The sequence below is a fragment of the Cognatundibacterium oligocarboniphilum genome, assembly GCF_013377855.1.
Lineage (GTDB): Bacteria > Pseudomonadota > Gammaproteobacteria > Burkholderiales > Burkholderiaceae_D > Undibacterium > Undibacterium oligocarboniphilum.
This window is the reverse complement of sequence record NZ_JABXYJ010000009.1, coordinates 1-20,454: the sequence shown is the minus strand read 5'-3', so window position 1 is coordinate 20,454 and position 20,454 is coordinate 1. Positions and strand designations below refer to the sequence as shown.

The window sequence follows — 20,454 nt, the reverse complement described above, 5'->3', positions numbered from 1 at the left end:
TTATTTTTTTGATCATTGATTATTCAGATGACGCTAATGCAGCGCAACTGTGGATTTCCACAGGCCATCACACAGCATCACCATCGGGGAACAGCTGGTTTACACTTATGCCATGAAAAATTTTTACAAAACGCGACTGTGGCCGGATGAGAAATGGCGCTGGATCATTCCTATCCTGCTGATCGCGCTTTTTCTTCTGACTCTGATCTGGCTGCCATGGCAGGCGCAGCGCATGGAGGCCAATGAACGACAGGAGCAATTGATTGCCGATACCCTCTGGGTGGAGCAGGCGATTCAGTTCCAGATTGACCGCAATGATGAAATGCTGCGGCAGATCGGAGCTGACATTATGAATATGCAGCTTTCGCCATCAACCGTGCTGGAGCGTTTCAGAAACCTGCTGAAAAATAATCATGAAATCGCGCGACTGGTCTGGTTTGATCAGCAGGATCTGGTCGTTACTTCCACCTCCGAACTGGCGATACACAGCAAGGATGCACAGATTCCGCATTACACCGAATCCGGCTCGATAGAACTCGATAACAAGACCCGTTGCTTCGCACCGCAGGCACCCAAACCCGGCTCGCGGGCGGCATATCCCATCAGCTGCCAGATTCCGCTGATCAAGGGTAATCAGCATTTCGGCAGTATCGTCATCACCTATCAGGCCAGCGGAATTCTGGAAGAACTGGTGCCGTGGTGGTTTGCGCAGGACAATCAGATTTCGCTGATCGACAGCGATGATCGGGTCGTGGCAACCCGCGCCTCGGGCGGTATCGGCAAAAATGTGTATACCCATAACCGCAATCTGGAATTGCCCGGCATCACCCTGACTTTGCGCACCAACAGCAACAAGCGGGAGCCGACGTTTTTGTCGAACCTGCTGGTGCTGCTGGTAGTACTGCTGTCGCTCGGCCTGATCTGGAGTTTGATCGCATTATGGCGCGACATTAACCGCCGGCTGGCGGCCGAAGGAGCATTACGCCAGCAGGTAACGTTCCGGACGGCGATGGAAAATTCGCTGATCACCGGACTACGTGCGCGCGACATGCAGGGCCGCATGACGTATGTGAATCCGGCATTCTGCAAAATGGTCGGCTATCCGGCGGAACAAATTATCGGCCGCCTACCGCCGATGCCTTACTGGGCGCCGGAAGCGATTGAAGAATACCAGCGGCGCTTCACCCAGCTGCTGGCGGGATCGGTGCCGCAGGACGGCTTTGAAACCATCTATCAGCATGCCAGCGGCGAACGGATTCCGGTATTGATTTACGAGTCGCCGCTGATTGATGAGACTGGCCACCAGACGGGCTGGATGAGCTCGATCCTGGACATCTCAGAACTGAAACGGGCGCAGGATCTGACCCGGCAGCAGGAAGAAAAATTACATGCCAGCGCACGTCTTGCCACGATGGGGGAAATCGCCTCCATGCTGGCGCATGAACTGAATCAGCCGCTGGCGGCGATTTCTAGCTACACCACTGGTGCAATCAATCTGCTCAATGCCGGCACTACAGATCAGGGATCACTGCTGACGGCGCTTGACAAAGTGAATGCGCAGGCGCAGCGCGCCGGGCAGATCATCCGCAGCGTATATGAATTCGTGAAAAAGCGCGCGCCATCGCGTGAACCGCTGGATATCAATGAGCTGATCCAGAATACCCTGCCGTTGATTGAACTGCAGGCGCTGTCGACTCATATCCAGCTGCAATGGATGCCCTTACCCGGTTTGCCGAAAGTGCTGGCCGATCAGGTATTGATCGAACAGGTGTTACTGAATCTGACCCGCAATGCGATTGAGGCCATGCAGCAGACGCCGCCTGAGCAACGCTTTCTGCGGATACAGGTGAGCCTGGACGCCGCGGAACAAGGGCTGGCTGTGGAAGTCGCGGACCGTGGTCACGGCATTGCGCCGACTGTCGCAGAGCGTTTGTTTTCACCGTTTTTTTCGACCAAATCCAGCGGTATGGGGATGGGACTCAATATCTGCCGCACCGCGATCGAGTTCCACGGCGGCACCCTGAATCACCGCCCCAACCCGGCAGGTGGTAGTATTTTCCGTTTTGTCCTGCCGCTCCTGCCGCCGGACGATAAGAGCGGCCAGGATGCCGCCAGCAGTCATCCATAAATCTGGAGAGAGACCCCATGCTACACATCATTGACGATGAAGACGTGATCCGCGATGCCCTGTCATGGTTGGCGCGTTCCCGCCAGATAGCGGCAGTCGGATACAGCAGTGCCGAACAGTTCCTGACCGCACTGGAACAGCCGCTGCGCTTTGATGCCGATGGCGACTGCATTTTGCTGGATGTGCGCATGCCCGGACTCAGCGGTATCCAGCTGTTTGACCTGTTGTCCGAACGCCATCTGGTCAGGCGGCTGCCCGTCATTTTCCTGACAGGTCATGGCGATGTTCCGATGGCGGTGGACTCTCTGAAAAAAGGTGCCTTCGATTTTTTTGAAAAACCGTTCAACGACAATAAGCTCATGGACCGGGTGCTGGAAGCGCTGGCGCAATCCCGCGCAGCGGGTGTAACGGCGCAGGTGCATGAAAGACTGGCGACTTTATCAGCCCGCGAAAAGGAAGTGCTGGATCTGATTTTACTCGGCAAAATGAACAAGGTGATTGCTGACGAGCTTGGCATCAGCATGCGTACCGTTGAAGTACACCGTGCCCATATTTTTGACAAGATGCAGGTGAAAACCGCCGTCGAACTGGCTGGAATATTAAAATAAAAAACAGAAAATCTTCCTCCGGGATTTTTCAAAAACAAGGGGGTATCGCGATTTTTACCCCTGATGCCCAGATAAATAAAAGCTTTTTCAATATACTCCCCTCAGTATGTCTGTATTCACCTTACTCTTTCCTGACTTCAGCCTGATCCTGATCGGCTTTTTACTGGCCCGCATATCGCACTGGGGCGGTCATTTCTGGGCCGGGGTGGAAAAGATCGTGTATTTCATCATGTTTCCGGCATTGCTGTTTTACACCACCTCGCGCACGCAGTTCGACTTTCATGCCACCGGCCATCTGCTTCAGGTCGGCGTGATTGCCACCGCTGCCGGCATGTTGCTGGGCTGGCTGGCGCGTTTTTTGTTCCGTTCGCCGCCACGCATTTTTGAGTCCGGAGTGCAGACGGCATTCCGTTTCAATTCCTATATTGCGCTGGCCATTGCATCCCGCCTTGCCGGAGAACAGGGGACCGCGCTGATGGCTTTGCTGATCGGTTTTCTGGTACCGCTGTGTAACATGGCAGCAGTGTATGCACTGGCTCATAACAGCGGCCGCCTGCTGAAAGAAATCGCCAGCAATCCGCTGGTGATCGGCACGGCCAGCGGCGTCGCCTGCAGTCTGTTGCAATGGCATTTGCCGGAAGGTGTGAATGCCACGCTGTCGCGGCTCGGTAACGCATCCATCGCACTCGGTCTGCTGGCAGTCGGCGCCGGAATGCGGTTGTCGGCGATTCACGAGGCGAAAGGAATCGCGGCTTATTTTCTGTCGGTCAAACTGCTGGCACTGCCGCTGATCGCCCTGCTGCTCGGGCGCTGGCTGGCATTGCCACTGCTGCAGCTGCAGATTGTGGTGGTGTTCTGTGCGCTGCCAACCGCTTCCAGCGCCTATGTCCTGGCGGCACGTATGGGCGGCAACGGGCCATTTGTCGCTTTCCTGATTTCAGCCAGCACCATCCTGTCGGTACTGACCCTGCCAGTCTGGCTGCATCTGGTCAGTTAACCGGTTGCCGCATCAGGCTGGCGTTTGAGGTAAGTGATTCAGATTAGTGCGCATTCGGCTCAGACAGGCCATATTGCTCGCCATGCTGCGTCAGCGCCCATTGTACGTGCTCCCGCACCAGCGCTGAAGGATGGCTGAGTCTGGCCTGCAATGCGGCAATAATTTCTGCGTCGCCGCGTAAGGTGAGCGCCGTGTTGCCAAGGCCAACCGCCAGATTGCGCAACCAGCGCTCATGACCAATGCGACGTATCGGGCTGCCTTCCATAATGCGCAGGAATTGCTCCTCGCTCCAGCCGAACAAATGCACCATGCGCGCACTGTCGAGCCCGTGGCGTACCGCAAAATCATCCACTGCCGCGCTCTGGGCAAATTTATTCCACGGACAACAGAGCTGACAGTCATCACAGCCATACACCCGGTTACCAATCAGCGGTCGCAGCTCCACCGGAATGCTGCCATGCAACTCTATCGTCAGATAAGAAATGCAGCGCCGTGCATCCACCTGATACGGTGCGACAATCGCTTGCGTCGGGCAAACATCCATGCAGGCCGAACACTGTCCGCAATGATGGCCGGTTGGCGCATCCACCGGCAACGGAATATCGACCAGAATTTCTCCCAGAAAAAACATCGATCCGGCTTCACGACTCAGCAACAGCGTATGCTTGCCGCGCCAGCCCAGTCCGGCTTTTTCAGCCAGCGCCACTTCCATGACCGGTGCAGAATCGGTAAACACCCGGTAACCGAATTCACCTGCCGACTGTCTGATCCGGTCTGCCAATTGTTGCAAACGGGTACGCAATACCTTGTGGTAATCGCGTCCGCGGGCATAGATCGAAATCACCGCGGTATCGGCCTGATGCTGCTGCTCCGCCTCCCGCCAGCCTGCGGCAGGCGACAGGTAATTCATCCGTGCAGAAATCACCCTGACCGTGCCAGGGACCAGTTCTGCCGGACGGCTGCGCTTGGTGCCATGTGCGGCCATGTAAGCCATTTCACCATGATAACCAGCATCGAGCCAGCGCTGCAGGCCGGCCTCAGCCTGGCTCAGGTCGATATCCGCAATCCTGACTTCAGCAAAACCCAGCTCCCTGCCCCAGTCTTTAATCTGCGTTGCCAGCTGCGCAAGCGCCTGTGTATCCACGTCAGGATTCATCGGCGGGCTCCGGCCCATACACAAGGGAATGGCGATATGCTATGTTTAGCGAATTCATGAATACGGTTCTGGCGATCAATGTCTCATTATAAAACCACCCTGCACGACGAAGCAGCCACCCAGGCATTGGGAAAAAGCCTGGCGCACACGCTGGTGCCGGGATTGTCCATTTTTCTGCATGGTGATCTTGGTACCGGTAAAACCGCGCTGACCCGTGCGCTGATCCACGCTGCCGGCCATCCCGGTCATGTCAAAAGCCCCACCTATACGCTGGCGGAGCCTTATGACATCCTGCTGCGCGGCCAGCCGGCCACCATCATGCATTTTGACCTGTACCGCATGAGCACGCCAGAAGAATTTCTGGATGCCGGATTCCGTGAGGAATTCAATGCCAGTAATATCTGCATCGTGGAATGGCCTGAAAAAGCCGAAGACGTGTTGCCAGAGCCAGACCTGAATGTATATTTACGCGTCGCCGGCGATGGCCGTGAGGTAGAATTGCACGCGTTGTCTGCCAAGGGTATCGCATGTCTCGCATCACTCCAATTTGTTCCGAATCTGTAACACAGCCCGCCTCCCGCGTCCGCCGCACCATCATTAAAGCAGGCGGCACCTTATTGCTGTCGGTATTGGCAACGCCTGCCGCGCAGGCGGCGAAAATCCTTGCGGTACGGGTCTGGCCCGCCGAGGACTATACCCGCGTCACCCTGGAAAACGATACCGAACTGGTCACCAATTTTTTCACCGTCAAAAATCCGGAACGGCTAGTGGTGGACATCGAAGGATTAGAGCTGAACCCAACGCTTAAAGAACTGGTCGCCAAAATTCAGCCGAACGACCCTTACATCAAACAAGTGCGGGTCGGTCAGAATAAACCGAATATTGTGCGTCTCGTATTCGACCTCAAGGAAGAAGTCAGCCCGCAGGTATTCACCCTGCAGCCGGTCGGCAACTACAAGCACCGGCTGGTGTTTGACTTATACCCTGCCAATCCGCCGGACCCGATTGCCGCGCTCATCGAAAAAGGCGAGTGGCAAAAAGACAGCGTCGCGCAGGTGGCGCCCACCACGCCGAATCTGAAACCCGAGCTGCCTGCGAGCCGCCAGCCGGATACACGGCAAGTACAAAAACCTGACACCAAGATCGCAGAAAAAATCACCGGCGACAAATCCGTTGATATCAACAGCATGGCGAGCGCAGACAAACACTCCGGGCAGGTTCCGGAAAACGCGACAGACAAGAATCCGGTCATCACCCGCATGATCACGATTGCCATCGACCCCGGCCACGGCGGCGAAGATCCGGGTGCAACAGGTCGCGGCGGCAGCCGTGAAAAAGATGTGGTGCTGGCAATCGCCAAGCGGCTTAAGGCCAAGATTGAACAACAGCCGAATATGCGGGTCATGCTGACGCGCGATGCCGATTATTTTGTACCGCTCAATGTCCGGGTGCAAAAAGCGCGGGCGGTCCAGGCCGACCTGTTCATGTCGGTGCATGCGGATGCATTTGTAAATGCCTCGGCGCGCGGTTCATCGGTATTCATTCTTTCGGAAAAAGGCGCCAGCTCGACAGCAGCGCGCTGGCTGGCCGATAAAGAAAATGCGGCCGACCTGATCGGCGGCGTCAACATCAAAACTCATGACAAGCAGCTCGCCAGCGTGTTGCTGGATTTATCGACCACGGCGCAGATAAATGACAGCCTGAAACTGGGTAAAGTAGTGCTGAATGAAATCGGCGGCATTAACCGCCTGCATAAAGGTGCCGTGGAGCAGGCCGGATTCGCCGTACTCAAAGCACCGGATATCCCGAGCATCCTGATCGAAACAGCATTTATCTCCAATCCGGAAGAAGAAGCGCGGCTGACCGATGACAGTTATCAGGATCAATTGGCAGAGGCGGTGCTGAAAGGGGTGAAAAAATATTTCGCCAAAAATCCACCTCTGGCAAAAAACCGCATGACCTGATCTTTGCGATCAGATCTGCGCGCATCCCTGACACCTTGCGGGTGTGTTATTTCGGCAGATTTTCGGAATGTAAAGAAGCTGGTTCCGTTTGCAGCTCAGCCGAGGCGGTCGAATCGCAGACCGTTTCAGCCGCAATCCAGCGTGCTACCCGGCGTGAAAACCAGGTTTCACAGCGCTGCGGCAGCCAGCGCAGATAACGGGCAGGCTGGATCAGCATCCCGCACAGATACCGCTCCGCATCCGGCGCCCAGATCAGCGCCCGGCAACTGCCACGGTATTGCCACAGAAATACGCTTGCCACCGGACAGGGTTCGATGGTGCAGCACACGCCGCAACCGTTGCAGACTTGTCCGGCAACCGGCTTAGGCGGCGCTTGCCGGTGTAGCCAGATGACCTGCGCATCCCCGGCATGCAACGGGTGTTTCAAGATGCTTTCCGCAAGCCTTTCAGCAATTTCCACAAGGTTCCCAGCACGACCGGAATCACAGCCGCGCCCACACCGACCAGCACGATGCTGTTCAGGTGCTCACGGATAAACGGAATATTGCCGAAGAAATAGCCGCTCAGTACCAGGCTCAAAATCCACAGCAGCGCACCAATGATATTGAAGGTCTGAAAGGTTTTATGCGTCATGTCAGAAATACCCGCGACGAATGGCGCAAATGTCCGCACGATCGGAATAAAACGCGCCAGCACGACTGTTTTCCCGCCGTGCTTTTCGTAGAATTCATGCGTTTTTTGCAGCGCGTTTTTATCGATCCAGTGGTAATTTTTTTCCAGCACTTTATGACCGATCAGACTGCCTATCCAATAGTTCACCGTGTTTCCGGAGATCGATGCCAGAATCAGCAGCAGAATCAGGATCAGCGGATCCATCGCGCCGGTTGCGCTGAAGGTGCCGGCAATGAATAACAGCGAATCTCCGGGCAGAAACGGAAAAATCACGAATGCCGTTTCACAGAAGATAATCGCAAACAGGACGAAATAAACCAATGTCCCGTACTGTGTGATCACCGCGCCCAGCATTTTGTCGACATGCAGAATCATGTCCAGAAGTTGCATGAAATCCATTTTTATCCAAGTCAGTGAAACCGCCGCAATCATACACCAAGAACCTCTCTTTACAATCTGTCGCGAGCGGGCGTGAGCAGCGTGCGATCAGTGCAAAAAGCGGAATGTATGTTGCATGTCCGAATCACGCACGCGCAGTAAGATCGGAAACAGGTTCTGAGCCCGATCTGCGTAAGGCGGCACGGGTATAATCACGCCATGAATGCCAACTCCCCTATTTACCGTCCGATTCAGGCACTGCCTGATCATCTGATTTCCCAGATCGCCGCCGGCGAAGTCGTCGAACGCCCCTCGGCGGTCGTCAAAGAAGTGCTGGAAAATGCCCTTGATGCCGGCGCCAGCCAGATCACTATCCGGCTGGAAGAAGGCGGCGTGAAACGGATTGCGATCACCGACAATGGCCGTGGCATCCCTCCGGAACAGTTACCGCTCGCATTGGCACGCCACGCAACGTCCAAGATTGCCTCTCTGACCGAGCTGGAGCATGTTGCCACGCTGGGTTTTCGGGGTGAAGCACTGGCGTCGATTGCCTCGGTTTCTCAACTGACGCTGACTACCCGCACAGCCAATGCAGCACATGCCTGGCAGATAGAAAACGGCACGGTTTCACCTGCATCCGGCGCTCCGGGCACCACCGTCGATGTCAGGGATTTGTACTACAACACGCCGGCACGCCGGAAATTCCTGAAATCGGAGCAGACTGAATTCGGTCATTGCGCCGAAGTGGTCCGGCGCATCGCGCTTGCCCGCCCGGATGTGGCATTTTCCTTAAATCACAATGGAAAAACTGTCGATCACTGGAACGTCAGCGCGATTGATAAGCGCAGCGCCCAGATTCTGGGAGAAAGCTTTTCCAGCGCCCGCCTTCCGCTGGATGAAACAGCGGGACCATTGCGACTACATGGTTTTGCCGGCTTGCCGACCGCATCCAAAGGTCGTGCCGATGCCCAGTTTTTTTATGTGAATGGCCGCTTCGTGCGCGACAAGCTGCTGACCCACGCCGTGCGTGCCGCGTATCAGGATGTCTTGCACGGCGACCGCTATCCGTCGTATGTACTGGCGCTGGATCTGGATCCTGCGCTGGTGGATGTGAATGTGCACCCCTCCAAGATTGAAGTCCGTTTCCGCGACAGCCGCGCAGTTCACCAGTTCGTTTTCCATGCGGTCAGCCGTGTGCTGGCACAGACTTCCGCGACTGCATTCGGTACGGTGCCGGCTCCGGCAACTGCCATGTCCACAGGAAAAGCGCTGCCGTGGATTACTGGTGAGCAAGCGACTTTTGCGTCACAGTTTGCGACTGCATTTCCTGCAGCTCAGGCCGATAGCGCCGCTTACACCGGTGCAGGTACTTATAGCGATAGTCTCCAGGGCATGGGTGTGGCGCAGAGTCTGCAAAATTACGGCGCCCTGTTTCAGTCACCGGCTCCATCACCATCTTCTGCACTGGCAGCGCGCGGCAACACGCTGCCGGAAGACGAACATCCGCTCGGATTTGCACTGGCCCAATTGCACGGCGTTTATGTGCTGGCGCAGAACAGCAAAGGTCTGGTGCTGGTCGATATGCACGCCGCCCATGAACGAATTCTGTATGAACAGCTCAAAAATGCGCTGGATCAGAACAGTATGCCGGTGCAGCCTTTATTAATTCCGGTGACTTTTTATGCGGATGAAGTCGAAGTCGGCACCGCCAGCGAACAGCACGAAATACTCAGCACACTTGGCTTTGATATCACGGCAATTTCCCCAACCACCCTGGCAGTCCGCGCCGTACCGGCTTTACTCAAAAACGCCGATGCCCAGTCACTGGCACGCGACGTGCTGCGCGACGTCAGAGAATTCGGCGGCTCGCGGGTGCTGATCGACCGCCGCAATGAAATGCTGGGTACGCTTGCATGCCATACCGCGGTCCGGGCAAACCGCAGCCTGACCGTCACCGAAATGAATGCCTTGTTACGCCAGATGGAACAGACCGAACGTGCCGACCAGTGCAATCATGGCCGCCCGACATGGGTGCAACTGGGTCTGAATGATCTGGATAAAATGTTCCTGCGCGGCCAATAATGACAACATCTCACTCAAACCCGGAAGAAACACGGGAGTCGCAATCTGGCACTCCACCTGTCATCGCCATCATGGGGCCGACAGCATCCGGCAAAACTGCCGCCGCGCTCTCGATTGCCCGCCAGATGCCGGTGGAAATCATTTCCGTCGATTCAGCACTGGTCTATCGCGGTATGGATATCGGTACAGCCAAACCAAACGCCAGCGAACTTGCTGCAGTTCCACACCATCTGATTGATATCATCGATCCGGCCGAATCGTATTCAGTAGCGCAGTTCCGCAAAGACACTGTGCGTCTGGTGCAGGAAATCCGCGCCCGGGGCAGTCAACCCCTGCTGGTTGGCGGCACCATGATGTATTTCAATGCGCTCCGGCACGGCCTCGATGACCTGCCCGGCGCCAACCCGGATATCCGGGCCGAGCTGGATGCCGAAGCGGTGCACATCGGCGTACCCGGCCTGCATGCGCGTCTGACAGAGATTGATCCGGACACGGCAGCCCGCCTGAAACCCAACGACAGCCAGCGTATTCAGCGTGCGCTCGAAATTTACATGATTACAGGACAGACCATGTCTGCCCTGCTGGCCAGGCAAACAAAAGCCGCAGCACCGTTTGAACTATTCTCAATTTCGCTGGAACCGGCAGAACGCCATCGCCTGCACGAGCGGATCGCACTGCGTTTTGACCTGATGCTGGAACAGGGTTTTCTGGATGAAGTCCGGCAATTGCGCCTGCGCTCAGACCTGCATCCGGATCTGCCTTCAATCCGCTGCGTCGGTTATCGTCAGGCATGGGAGTATCTCGACGGACACAGTAGCTATGAAGATATGCGCGAACGCGGAATTATCGCAACCCGCCAATTGGCAAAACGTCAGCTGACCTGGCTGCGCTCCATGCAGGAACGCCATATCATCGACTGCTTTAATCCGGATGCGCCAACCCGCATCAGCGAACTGCTGCAACAGGCAAGCCCGCTGACCTGAGCGGAGAAGATTTACCGGAAATGCCGTGACTTAATGTTACGGCAATTTTTCCTGCATTTTCTCCACCAAAAGTACATTTGCTGGCGAAAAATCACACGAAAATCTTGACAGAATATCTGCCGGATGACATAATTTCAGGCTTCTTGGTGATATAGCTCAGTTGGTTAGAGCACAGCACTCATAATGCTGGGGTCGGTGGTTCAAGTCCACCTATCACCACCAGAATTTCATCTAAGGTACGCCAAAGATGTACAAAAACCCGCTTCTAGCCCAGTGCTGATGCGGGTTTTTTATCGCGTTTTTTGTTATTGGTATCCGGTTTGCATGACGTTGGTTCGGTTTTCATGACAGCTGCGACATTGCACATTACAAGGCCATCCCAGATTCAAAACTTTCAACCTTTACATTTTCATGCCTTCTCACCACTCCCGCCCGCAATACTCGCCGTTACTCTTAGCGCTACTTTACGCCCTGCCCTCCGCTCATGCACAACTGAATGAACCTCCTGTACAGCAAGGCGGCAGCCTGCAATTCATTGGCGACAGCGCCCGGCTGGGCATCGGTTTCCAGAACCGGGGCGGAATGACGGGAGAATTATCCGGCCTGCTGAATGAAAGCATTGATTCCGCATGGCTGGGCGAACTCTGGCTGAATAATCAGGCTGGCGGTGGCAAGCTGAGTTATCACTTCCTGCACAACAATGCCGTGATCAAATCCTTCGTCGCGATTGATCAGAATACCCGGCATGATCGCAAACTGAGCATTGGCGTCGGCAGGGAAACTGCCGACTGGTTTGGCCATCTGTCTGCCAGCTACAGCGACTCTGACCGCCGCCTGCTGAACAGTAAAATCATCTCGGCCACGGATGAAATCCGTGGCAATGAAGCCGGTCGCGATTACATCGACACAGTCAACACCGTGACGGAAACGCGCCTGTATGAACGTGCTTATGACTACGGTCTGGGTATGCGCGCCGGCCACCATTACACGGAACAGCAACTACGCGTTACGGCTGGCCTGGACTACGAATGGGGCAAATCCAATGCCCGGCAGACCGGCGCCAGTCTGACCGCCGAAAAATTCTTTACCGGCACACCGCACAGCGTCGCGCTGCAACTGGCGCACTACCGTAAATCCGGTGATTTTGAAGACCGCCTGAATGACAGCCGGATCGGATTCTTCTATCGTTACAACTTCGGTGCTACCAGCAGCAGACATGCCGAAAAATACCGTATGGTGGAAGAAAAAACTACCAAACTCGTAACGACCACCGTACCGGCAACGACGGCACACCGTCTGGTCAAGACCACCACCAGCATGAGCGGCGATGCCTTCTTCGTGATCGAAAGCGCCCGGCTTACCGATGTGGCGCGTACCGAACTGGAAAAAATTGCCGACACGCTCAAAAAATATCAGCGCGAAGGCAATGTCAGGATCACGGGCCATACCTGCGATCTGGGCTCTGTAAAATTCAATCAGAAATTATCCTTGCAGCGCGCAATCGCTGTCCGCGACTATCTGATCTCGCTGGGTGCATTGAATACGGTCGATGTGGTCGTCGAGGGCAAAGGCAGGTCGGAGCCGAAATATCCGGCCACCAGGGAGATGCGCGAGAAAAACCGTCGCGTTGATCTGGAGTTTGTCAGCCAGATCGACAAAGACGAAGTCATCGATATCCCGGAACAGTACATCACGAGAGAAGAGCCATCCGTCACTTACCGGCGTGAAGACATCCCGCAGGAACCGGCCTGGGTACGCAATGCACTGCGCCAGAGCATGGAGCATAAACGCAGCGTAGACGTCTACCGTTCCCAGGAAAAAACACAGGTACAGACCCGCACCCGCGCTTACCTGAACCGCCCGCCTGTTGCAGTCAATGATACGGCGAGCACCAAACAGAATCAGCCCGTGCTGATTGACGTGTTAAGTAATGACAGTGATCCGGATGCAGATCCCATCAGCATTTCCGGCGTCGGCAGCGCAGCGCATGGCACCGCAGTAATTCAGGGACAGAAAATCCTGTACACGCCCGCCGCAGATTATGCCGGCGCTGATAGCTTCAGCTATACCATCACTGACGGACATGGCGGCAATGCCACGGCACAGGTTGCGGTAACGGTTGTACCAGCACCGGTTCCACCGCAGCCGCCAGTCGTTGCGCCGAACCATCCGCCTATTGCCAGAAATGATTTCTTTTCGGTATCCGGCCATCAGGCAAGCCTGCTTGACCCATTGGCAAATGACAGCGACCCGGATGGCGATCCATTGACGATTCTGTCCACTACCCAGCCTGCCGGCGGTTCCGGCACCATCTCTGTCGTGAACAACAAAGTGCTGTTCACACCAGTCAAATCGTTTTTTGCTGATACGTTTGAATACACCATCAGCGATGGCAGAGGTGGTACAGCCACAGCAACTGTGCTGCTGGTCGATCCCTGATCTCGCCGGGTATAGCCAGATCATTGAAGCAGCGCAGCAGCGCTGCTTTTTTTTTCGCCTGTATTGCCTCTGGATATCACCTTTCAGTTGATGCTGATCTGTCTCAAGATTTTTCTTCATTACTTACGCTGGCAGAACCAGGACACATCCAGACGACCCTGCTGCCAGCCGGCTTGTTTTATACTTTCTCCGGCAACCATTTTCCCGGACAGGCGAACCTCATCATGGGTCTTTTTTATATTCCACTCGATTTCACCACCGGCATTCTGTTTAATTTGCTGGCACTGGCAGCCCTGATGCTGCTGTCAAACCAGCTTCCCTGGCAAAAACTGCAGCAGCCAACCGTTTTTTCTGCCTGGTGCGCCAGTGTGATCGTGCTGGTTCTGGTGTGGCGCATGCGGATTCCGGTGCATCCTGACCTGTACCTGCATCTGATGGGGGTTGCACTACTGGCATTGATGTTTGACCGGACGCTGGCGATGTGGGGCGCATCCGTCGCTGTTTTTGCGTATACGGCCGAATATGGCGGCAGCTGGCTCAATCTCGGCGCAAATATGCTGCTGCTGGCGGTTATTCCATGTTCGGTGAGTGCATTCATCCTGAGTAAAAGCAGGGAATATTTGCCGCATCATATGTTTGTTTATCTGTTTGGGAACGGTTTTTTCGGAGCATTTGCGGTCAATGCCAGCGCAGGCCTGCTGGCATTGCTGATGCATGGCTGGCTGCTGCCAGGCAAGGTGATTCCTGCCGATGCGTTTGCCTATATGCTGTTGCTCACCTGGGGGGAAGCTTTTCTGACGGGATTTCTGGTGACGATTTTTGCGGTTTACCGGCCGCAATGGTTATTCACTTTTGATGACCGGATATATCTGAAAGAAAAATAAGCAGGCTGCGCTTGGGACACAGCCTGCTCAACACGGCCACTCACATGCCTCACTCAAATCATGATTCCAGTATGCCAAACCAGGCGCCAAAAGCGGGCAGTTCAACCTGTGCGCCGCTGACCTTACCAGGCAAATCATAGCCGGGCATCTGCGTCGCTTGCGCCGCATCAGGCAAGTTAAAACTGATGGGCTGGTCACGCAAGTTAAACAAGGCCATCACTGCCGGATGTCCGGGTAAATCACGCCGCAAGGCAAGCACCGGCTCCGGAGCATCGTAAAAATGCATCTCGCCGCGCGTTAATTGCGGCCACTGTTTGCGCCAGTGCAAAATATGCCGGGCATAATTCAGCGCCGATGCCGGGTCGGCATCCTGCACATCTACGGCACTGGAGGCATGTTCCGGGGGAACCGGCAACCAGGGTTTGACCGGGCTGAATCCACCGTGCGGCTCGGTTGCCACCCACGGTATCGGAGTACGACATCCGTCGCGCCCTTTGAATTCCGGCCAGAATGTGATGCCGTAAGGATCCTGAATATCCTCATAGGCAATATCCGCTTCTGTTAATGCCAGTTCGTCACCCTGATACAGGCATGGTGTGCCTTTCAGTGCCAACTGCATCGCCAGCATCATCTTTGCAAATTGCGGCACCGGATGTACGCCGCCCCAGCGCGACATCACCCGGACCACATCGTGATTGCCAACCGACCAGGAAACCCAGCCGCCTTTTACCCGGACCTCAAATTCCTCGACCTGCTTGCGGATATATGCTGCGGAAAAATCCGGCGTCAGCAGATTAAAACTGTATGCCATGTGCAGTTTATTGCCGTCAGCCGTGTATTCCGCCATCACCCCGAGAGAGTCATCCGCTCCGACTTCACCAATGGCAATCGCACCGTATTCATTGAGCAGACTGCGTATCTTCTCCAGAAACGCCAGGTTTTCCGGTTGTGTTTTGTCATAGATATGCGCCTGCATGCCGTAAGGATTGTTATCCTGTACAGTTTTAGTATCGCGATTCAGCGCCGGCGGATTGCTGCGTAGCGAACGATCGTGGAAATGGAAATTGCAGGCATCCAGACGGAATCCGTCCACGCCACGCTCCAGCCAGAAGCGCATGCTGTCCAGATGTGCCTGCTGCACATCTGGATGATGGAAATTCAGATCCGGCTGGCTGACCAGAAAATTATGCAGATAATATTGCCGGCGACGCGCATCCCATTGCCAGGCGGAGCCACCAAAGACGGACAGCCAGTTGTTCGGCGGTGAACCATCCGGTTGCGGATCAGCCCAGACATACCAGTCTGCCTTTGGATTATCACGGCTCTGACGACTTTCCACAAACCACGGATGCAGCTCGGAGCAGTGTGAGAGCACCTGGTCGATCATGACCTTCAGTCCCAGCTCATGCGCCCGCTGCAATAACCGGTCAAAGTCGGCCAGCGTGCCGAACAAAGGGTCGACATCACAGTAATCGGAAACATCGTAGCCGAAATCTTTCATCGGCGATTTAAAAAATGGCGAAATCCAGACAATGTCCACACCCAGCGAAGCGATGTAATCGAGTTTGCGCGTAATACCCGGCAAATCACCGATGCCATCCTTGTTGGTATCATAAAAACTGCGTGGATAAACCTGATAAATCACGGCCTCACGCCACCAGTCAGCAGCAGAAGTCATATTGGTTTGAGAAACTGGGATGGACATAATCAAGTGTAATTAATATGGTCAGACGCGAAATAAAATCAGCTCAGCAGGCAATATCGGGCAAGCGTTCTGTCAGGATCGCAGACACCCCCAGAAACGCAGGGTATTCAGCAGTAATCACAAATGTCGGGATTTGCGCCAGATAATTCACAAAGCGCCCTTTTGCCTCAAAACGCTGACGGAATGCGGAATGCGCAAACAGCTCACCCAGACGCGGCACGATACCGCCGCCAATATACACCCCGCCGGTTGCGCCCAGCGTAATCGCCAGATTGCCTGCCACCGTTCCCAGCATCGCACAGAAGTGCGCTATCGTTTTCTGGCAAACCGGACAGCTGCCATCGAGTGCCTGACGGCTGATTTCTGCTGCTGGCAGTTCCAGGGCATCCGTTTGTCCCTGCAAGCAGCAAAGCGTACGGTAAATCAACTCAATTCCCATGCCGGAAATCAGTCTTTCGGCTGAGACATGCGGGAATTCACGCCAGACTTCCTGCAGCAATTGCAATTCTTCTGCATCGACAGGGGAGAAACTCACATGCCCGCCTTCGCTGGACAACGGCACCCATTGCTTTCCAGCCGGAATAATGGCGGAAACCCCAAGTCCGGTACCCGGACCGATCAGTCCGATCACGCGCTGTGGTTGTGCCTGACCACCGCCGACCTGCACTTTTTCTTCCGGTTGCAGATAAGGCAGCGCCATTGCCAGCGCCGTGAAATCATTGACGACCACCAGTGTCTGCAAGCCCAGCCCGTCACGCAGCTGACTGACTGAAAATTCCCAGTGATGATTGGTCATGCTGACCAGATCGCCGTCAACCGGATTGGCAATCGCAATCGCGGCATGACGAATCGGTGCCTGCGCTATCGCTGGATATGCCTGGCGCACCGTATCGCTCTCCAGATAAGCCCGGATCGCCTCGTGCAAGCCGGCATAAGCGTTGCATGCCAGCACCAGCACCGCAGTAAACCGGTGCGGCCCCAATTCCAGCGCAAAGCGCGCATTGGTGCCGCCAATATCCGCCAGCAGACGGGGGGGATGATGGTTATATGTCGTCAATTCTTGCACCAGCCTGTCACCATAAATAATGTTGTGAGAATCAGATGCCGGTGATACCGACACTCCCTCATTTATGTAACAATACTACATATATAAAATCAAGCTGTCTAACATTTTATTGATTTTATGCGGTAAAATTTAATCCACAGATATAAAATCGGGCAAAAACAAGGTATGAATAGGCATTACTTCATACCTCATTAATGTAGTTGAACTACTTATACTAAAAATATTTACGGAGACACTTTTAAGGTGCGCTTTCTTATATCGTCACAAAACACAGGCCTGCGGCCAGCTATCCGGCGATCTGGCTGTCAGTGGCTGCTGACGGCACTACTATGGCTTCAGGTCATTGCGGTGCAGGCTGAAACTGCCCCTGTTCGCCACTCCGGTATAGCGCAATGTGACGGCGTCTATGCATCCGTACTCAGTCCGGCCGCACCTGCTCTGGCAGTCTCGGCTCGGGCTTACTGGCTGAATCAGTCCTTGATACAGTGGCCCGATATGCCGGCAACGCCAGGTGACCGGTTTTATCTGTATGCGTCGGAAAACGCCGGACTGACGCTGCATGCCGGAGAGCACGTGCGTGGCGCAGATCAGCGCATTCCTTTGCACATCACTGCTCAGGTGGAAGTGCCTTCCGACACCCAGGCGCGCTTTCGTTTCATCGCCGGAGGAAAGATATTACGTCACGCGCTGAGCCGTGCTGAACTCCGCAAACTGCTGACGCAGCAAGTATTACTGGTACAGGAAAGCGAAGCCGGAGAAGTACGGCAATACACCGGACTGCAAATCGCCGGTGTGCTGGATGACTTGTATCAGGCTGCCGATGAGCAATTCCTCGGCGCAGACACGCCTGTCCGGAAAGCATCTGCATCCAGACAAAGCGGCACGACCAGCTTCCATCTGTGGGCGCCGGTCGCACAACATGTTGCCGTCTGCATTTATCCCAATGGCCAGCGTAAGGCCAGCAGCATATTTAATATGCAGCCGGATCCCCAGACCGGTATCTGGCACGGCGATACCGGCAAAAATCTGGGCGGCCAGTATTACCGCTATCTGGTCAAAGTGTATGTTCCCGGGAAAGGCATCGTCAGAAATCTGGTCACCGACCCTTACTCCGTCAGCCTGAACACCGATTCCGGGCGCAGCTATATCGCCAACCTGCAAAATGCCCGTCTGAAACCCGATGGCTGGGATCGGCAAGACCGTCCTGACCGCGTTCGTCAGCCCACAGACATGGCGGTATATGAACTGCATGTCCGGGATTTTTCGATCAATGATGCCAGCGTAAGGCCTGCATACCGTGGGAAATTCATGGCGTTTACCGAGAAGCAGTCCGATGGCATGCGACATCTGGAGGCGCTCAGCAAGGCCGGCATCACCGACATCCATTTGCTGCCCGTCTTTGATATCGCATCTGTACCGGAAAAAGGATGTATCACACCACATATAAAAGGTGGTGCCGACAGCGAGACGCAGCAAGCCATCATCACGCGCTTTGCCGATCGGGACTGCTTCAACTGGGGTTATGATCCGCTGCACTACAATGCGCCGGAAGGCAGCTATGCCAGCTCGGCAGAAAACGGGGCACAGCGTATTCTGGAATTTCGCAACATGGTAATGGCACTGCATCGGCACAATCTGCGGGTCGGCATGGACGTGGTCTACAACCACACCATGTTCAGCGGCCAGCATCCGAAATCCGTGCTGGACCGGATTGTTCCTGGCTATTACTACCGACTCAACAGCGAAGGGAAGATAGAGGAATCAACCTGTCAGCCATGCGGCAATACCGCCACTGAAAACCGGATGATGGGGAAACTGATGCGCGATTCCGTCCGCATGTGGGCACGCGAATACAAAATCGACTCTTTCCGCTTCGATCTGATGGGACATCAGCCACGAGCTGTGATGGAAAACATCCGCAGGATGCTGCGCAATGACAATGGCCGAGAAATCCAGCTGATCGGTGAAGGCTGGAATTTCGGCGAAGTCGCCAATGACGCCCGCTTCGTCCAGGCAACCCAGCTCAGCCTTTATGGCAGCGGTATCGGCACTTTCAGCGACCGCGCCAGAGATGCCATCCGTGGCGCCAGTCCCGGTGACGATGCTGCCAGCATCGTGCGCAATCAAGGCTATATCAATGGCATGGTGGATGCGCCGAATGATTTATCTGTGACGCCATCCCGCCAGGAGCAAAGCCGTACGGCAGACATGGTGCGCGTCGGCCTCGCCGGCTCACTGCGTGATTACCGCATGCAGACTGCCGATGGTCAGTTACTGGCGCTTCACGAGATGAATTACAACGGACAACCCGCCGGCTATGCGCAATCCCCCACTGAGGTCGTCAATTATGTGGAAAATCACGATAACCAGACCCTGTTTGACATCAATGTCTTCCGGCTGCCCGTCGAGACCAGCCATGAAGACAGGGCAAGAACACAGATACTCGGCCTGGGCCTGACTGCTTTCAGTCAGGGCATTGCCTACTTCCATGCAGGTTCGGAACTGCTGCGTTCCAAATCGCTGGATGGCAACAGCTTTAACTCCGGCGACTGGTTTAACCGGATCGACTGGCGCGGACGCGATAACTATTTTGGTAACGGCTTGCCGCCGGCGGAAGGTAACGCCCGATATTACCCGTTGATGCGCCCCCTGCTGCGGAATCCTCTTATCAAACCACGGCTCGCAGACATCGCCATGAGTCGTGATGCGTTTCTCGATTTACTACGCATCCGCAACAGCACGCCTTTATTTCATCTGAATGATGCAGCAGAGGTGCAACAGCGCCTGCATTTTTATAATACCGGCCCGGATCAGAATCCGGCCGTGATTGCCGCCCATCTGGATGGAACCGGCCTGGCAGAAAACCCGTTTCCAGTACTGATGTATTTCATCAACGTCAGTCAGCACGCCCAGACACTTGTTATTCCGGAACAGCAGCGCCTCAGATATCAGCTGCATCCTGTGCATATGCAAAGTCATGCCGGCGATCCACGGATTGCCGCTGAAGCACGCTATCTGAGTGAACACGGAACATTTATATTACCGGCCCGCAGTGTCGTCTGTTTTGTCAGAACAGATTAGGCCAAAACCGTAATTGGAATTATCACCTGACAGTGATGACTGGTATGCCATACCAGTGTACATTTTGCTTTTCCCGATGGCCTGCAAACCCGCTCGCAGACTGCCCTGAACAGCGCAGATTTACACAAAGGCAGTACCCGAAGGTATTCATTTCAGCAAAAACTTTGATATTTAGAATACACCTGTTCTTGCTACAAAAAATATGAAAACTTTTCGGGAATAAGACGAAAATTTTGATACAACAGCGGTTATTATTAGCGCCTTCGTATTCTTAAGATTGAGGAGACAGCCGGAATGGATTTTTCAGATCG

General features: G+C 54.8%; 15 protein-coding genes and 1 tRNA gene. 11 read left to right on the top strand and 5 right to left on the bottom strand.

Features of this window, described 5'->3' with window-relative positions; all coding sequences use genetic code 11:
• The first annotated feature begins 112 nt into the window (after positions 1–112).
• The 3 genes from HV832_RS14515 to HV832_RS14505 all read left to right on the top strand — a co-directional run bounded on the left by HV832_RS14515 (position 113) and on the right by HV832_RS14505 (position 3,733).
• Positions 113–2,128 carry a sensor histidine kinase gene (locus HV832_RS14515; RefSeq protein WP_176804640.1) on the top strand — a complete coding sequence of 672 codons (2,016 nt, stop codon included), beginning with the start codon at positions 113–115 and terminating at the stop codon, positions 2,126–2,128.
• 17 nt (positions 2,129–2,145) lie between these two features.
• The gene (locus HV832_RS14510; protein ID WP_176804574.1) at positions 2,146–2,736 is read left to right on the top strand and encodes a response regulator transcription factor; all 591 of its coding nucleotides are present in this window, start codon (positions 2,146–2,148) and stop codon (positions 2,734–2,736) included.
• 106 nt (positions 2,737–2,842) lie between these two features.
• Positions 2,843–3,733 carry an AEC family transporter gene (locus tag HV832_RS14505; protein WP_176804573.1) on the top strand — a complete coding sequence of 297 codons (891 nt, stop codon included), beginning with the start codon at positions 2,843–2,845 and terminating at the stop codon, positions 3,731–3,733.
• 43 nt (positions 3,734–3,776) lie between these two features.
• Here HV832_RS14505 and queG read toward each other — a convergent pair whose 3' ends face one another.
• Positions 3,777–4,889 (bottom strand): tRNA epoxyqueuosine(34) reductase QueG, encoded by a 1,113-nt coding sequence (gene queG / locus HV832_RS14500; RefSeq protein ID WP_223827352.1) that lies wholly within the window; start codon positions 4,887–4,889, stop codon positions 3,777–3,779.
• Between the two features lie 78 nt (positions 4,890–4,967).
• On the opposite strand from queG, the gene tsaE reads away from it, so the two are divergent.
• Together tsaE and HV832_RS14490 are read left to right on the top strand one after the other, a co-directional pair.
• Entirely contained in the window at positions 4,968–5,453 is a 486-nt protein-coding gene (tsaE, locus tag HV832_RS14495; RefSeq protein ID WP_176804571.1) for a tRNA (adenosine(37)-N6)-threonylcarbamoyltransferase complex ATPase subunit type 1 TsaE, read from the top strand.
• Positions 5,417–6,853: an N-acetylmuramoyl-L-alanine amidase gene (locus HV832_RS14490; protein WP_176804570.1), complete on the top strand. Its 1,437-nt coding sequence runs from the start codon at positions 5,417–5,419 to the stop codon at positions 6,851–6,853. The genes tsaE and HV832_RS14490 overlap by 37 nt, the downstream gene beginning before the upstream one ends.
• A 46-nt stretch (positions 6,854–6,899) precedes the next feature.
• Here HV832_RS14490 and HV832_RS14485 read toward each other — a convergent pair whose 3' ends face one another.
• Together HV832_RS14485 and HV832_RS14480 are read right to left on the bottom strand one after the other, a co-directional pair.
• On the bottom strand, positions 6,900–7,280 hold the full coding sequence (locus HV832_RS14485) for a hypothetical protein (protein WP_218132053.1): 381 nt from the start codon (positions 7,278–7,280) through the stop codon (positions 6,900–6,902).
• Complete coding sequence (locus tag HV832_RS14480) at positions 7,277–7,924, bottom strand: VTT domain-containing protein (protein WP_176804569.1); 648 nt, start codon at positions 7,922–7,924, stop codon at positions 7,277–7,279. The genes HV832_RS14485 and HV832_RS14480 overlap by 4 nt, the downstream gene beginning before the upstream one ends.
• 198 nt (positions 7,925–8,122) lie before the next feature.
• On the opposite strand from HV832_RS14480, the gene mutL reads away from it, so the two are divergent.
• From mutL to HV832_RS14455, 5 genes are all read left to right on the top strand, one after another.
• A complete protein-coding gene (gene mutL, locus HV832_RS14475) occupies positions 8,123–9,985 on the top strand; it encodes a DNA mismatch repair endonuclease MutL (RefSeq protein WP_176804568.1) in 1,863 nt (620 codons plus the stop codon).
• The gene (gene miaA / locus HV832_RS14470; protein WP_176804567.1) at positions 9,985–10,968 is read left to right on the top strand and encodes a tRNA (adenosine(37)-N6)-dimethylallyltransferase MiaA; all 984 of its coding nucleotides are present in this window, start codon (positions 9,985–9,987) and stop codon (positions 10,966–10,968) included. The genes mutL and miaA overlap by 1 nt, the downstream gene beginning before the upstream one ends.
• 145 nt (positions 10,969–11,113) lie before the next feature.
• Positions 11,114–11,190: transfer RNA gene (locus HV832_RS14465), tRNA-Met, on the top strand.
• Positions 11,191–11,379: 189 nt separating this feature from the next.
• Positions 11,380–13,407: an Ig-like domain-containing protein gene (locus HV832_RS14460; protein WP_176804566.1), complete on the top strand. Its 2,028-nt coding sequence runs from the start codon at positions 11,380–11,382 to the stop codon at positions 13,405–13,407.
• A 224-nt stretch (positions 13,408–13,631) separates the two neighbouring features.
• Positions 13,632–14,291 (top strand): energy-coupling factor ABC transporter permease, encoded by a 660-nt coding sequence (locus HV832_RS14455; protein WP_176804565.1) that lies wholly within the window; start codon positions 13,632–13,634, stop codon positions 14,289–14,291.
• 58 nt (positions 14,292–14,349) lie between these two features.
• On the opposite strand, the gene HV832_RS14450 is transcribed toward HV832_RS14455, so the two are convergent.
• A complete protein-coding gene (locus HV832_RS14450) occupies positions 14,350–15,969 on the bottom strand; it encodes an alpha-amylase family glycosyl hydrolase (protein WP_223827353.1) in 1,620 nt (539 codons plus the stop codon).
• A 70-nt stretch (positions 15,970–16,039) separates the two neighbouring features.
• Positions 16,040–17,053: a glucokinase gene (locus HV832_RS14445; protein WP_223827354.1), complete on the bottom strand. Its 1,014-nt coding sequence runs from the start codon at positions 17,051–17,053 to the stop codon at positions 16,040–16,042.
• Positions 17,054–17,305: 252 nt separating this feature from the next.
• Between HV832_RS14445 and HV832_RS14440 the strand changes: the two genes are divergently transcribed.
• Positions 17,306–20,143: an alpha-1,6-glucosidase domain-containing protein gene (locus HV832_RS14440; protein WP_317889344.1), complete on the top strand. Its 2,838-nt coding sequence runs from the start codon at positions 17,306–17,308 to the stop codon at positions 20,141–20,143.
• The last annotated feature ends 311 nt before the right edge of the window (positions 20,144–20,454 follow it).

Excerpts from the sequence above, each read along its gene's own strand:
- HV832_RS14505 (WP_176804573.1), top strand. The coding sequence starts at position 2,843 with ATGTCTGTATTCACCTTACTCTTTCCTGACTTCAGCCTGATCCTGATC.
- queG (WP_223827352.1), bottom strand. The coding sequence starts at position 4,889 with ATGAATCCTGACGTGGATACACAGGCGCTTGCGCAGCTGGCAACGCAG.
- HV832_RS14490 (WP_176804570.1), top strand. The coding sequence starts at position 5,417 with ATGTCTCGCATCACTCCAATTTGTTCCGAATCTGTAACACAGCCCGCC.
- HV832_RS14460 (WP_176804566.1), top strand. The coding sequence starts at position 11,380 with ATGCCTTCTCACCACTCCCGCCCGCAATACTCGCCGTTACTCTTAGCG.
- tsaE (WP_176804571.1), top strand. The coding sequence starts at position 4,968 with ATGTCTCATTATAAAACCACCCTGCACGACGAAGCAGCCACCCAGGCA.
- HV832_RS14510 (WP_176804574.1), top strand. The coding sequence starts at position 2,146 with ATGCTACACATCATTGACGATGAAGACGTGATCCGCGATGCCCTGTCA.
- HV832_RS14450 (WP_223827353.1), bottom strand. The coding sequence starts at position 15,969 with ATGACTTCTGCTGCTGACTGGTGGCGTGAGGCCGTGATTTATCAGGTT.
- HV832_RS14480 (WP_176804569.1), bottom strand. The coding sequence starts at position 7,924 with ATGGATTTCATGCAACTTCTGGACATGATTCTGCATGTCGACAAAATG.
- HV832_RS14455 (WP_176804565.1), top strand. The coding sequence starts at position 13,632 with ATGGGTCTTTTTTATATTCCACTCGATTTCACCACCGGCATTCTGTTT.
- HV832_RS14515 (WP_176804640.1), top strand. The coding sequence starts at position 113 with ATGAAAAATTTTTACAAAACGCGACTGTGGCCGGATGAGAAATGGCGC.
- miaA (WP_176804567.1), top strand. The coding sequence starts at position 9,985 with ATGACAACATCTCACTCAAACCCGGAAGAAACACGGGAGTCGCAATCT.
- mutL (WP_176804568.1), top strand. The coding sequence starts at position 8,123 with ATGAATGCCAACTCCCCTATTTACCGTCCGATTCAGGCACTGCCTGAT.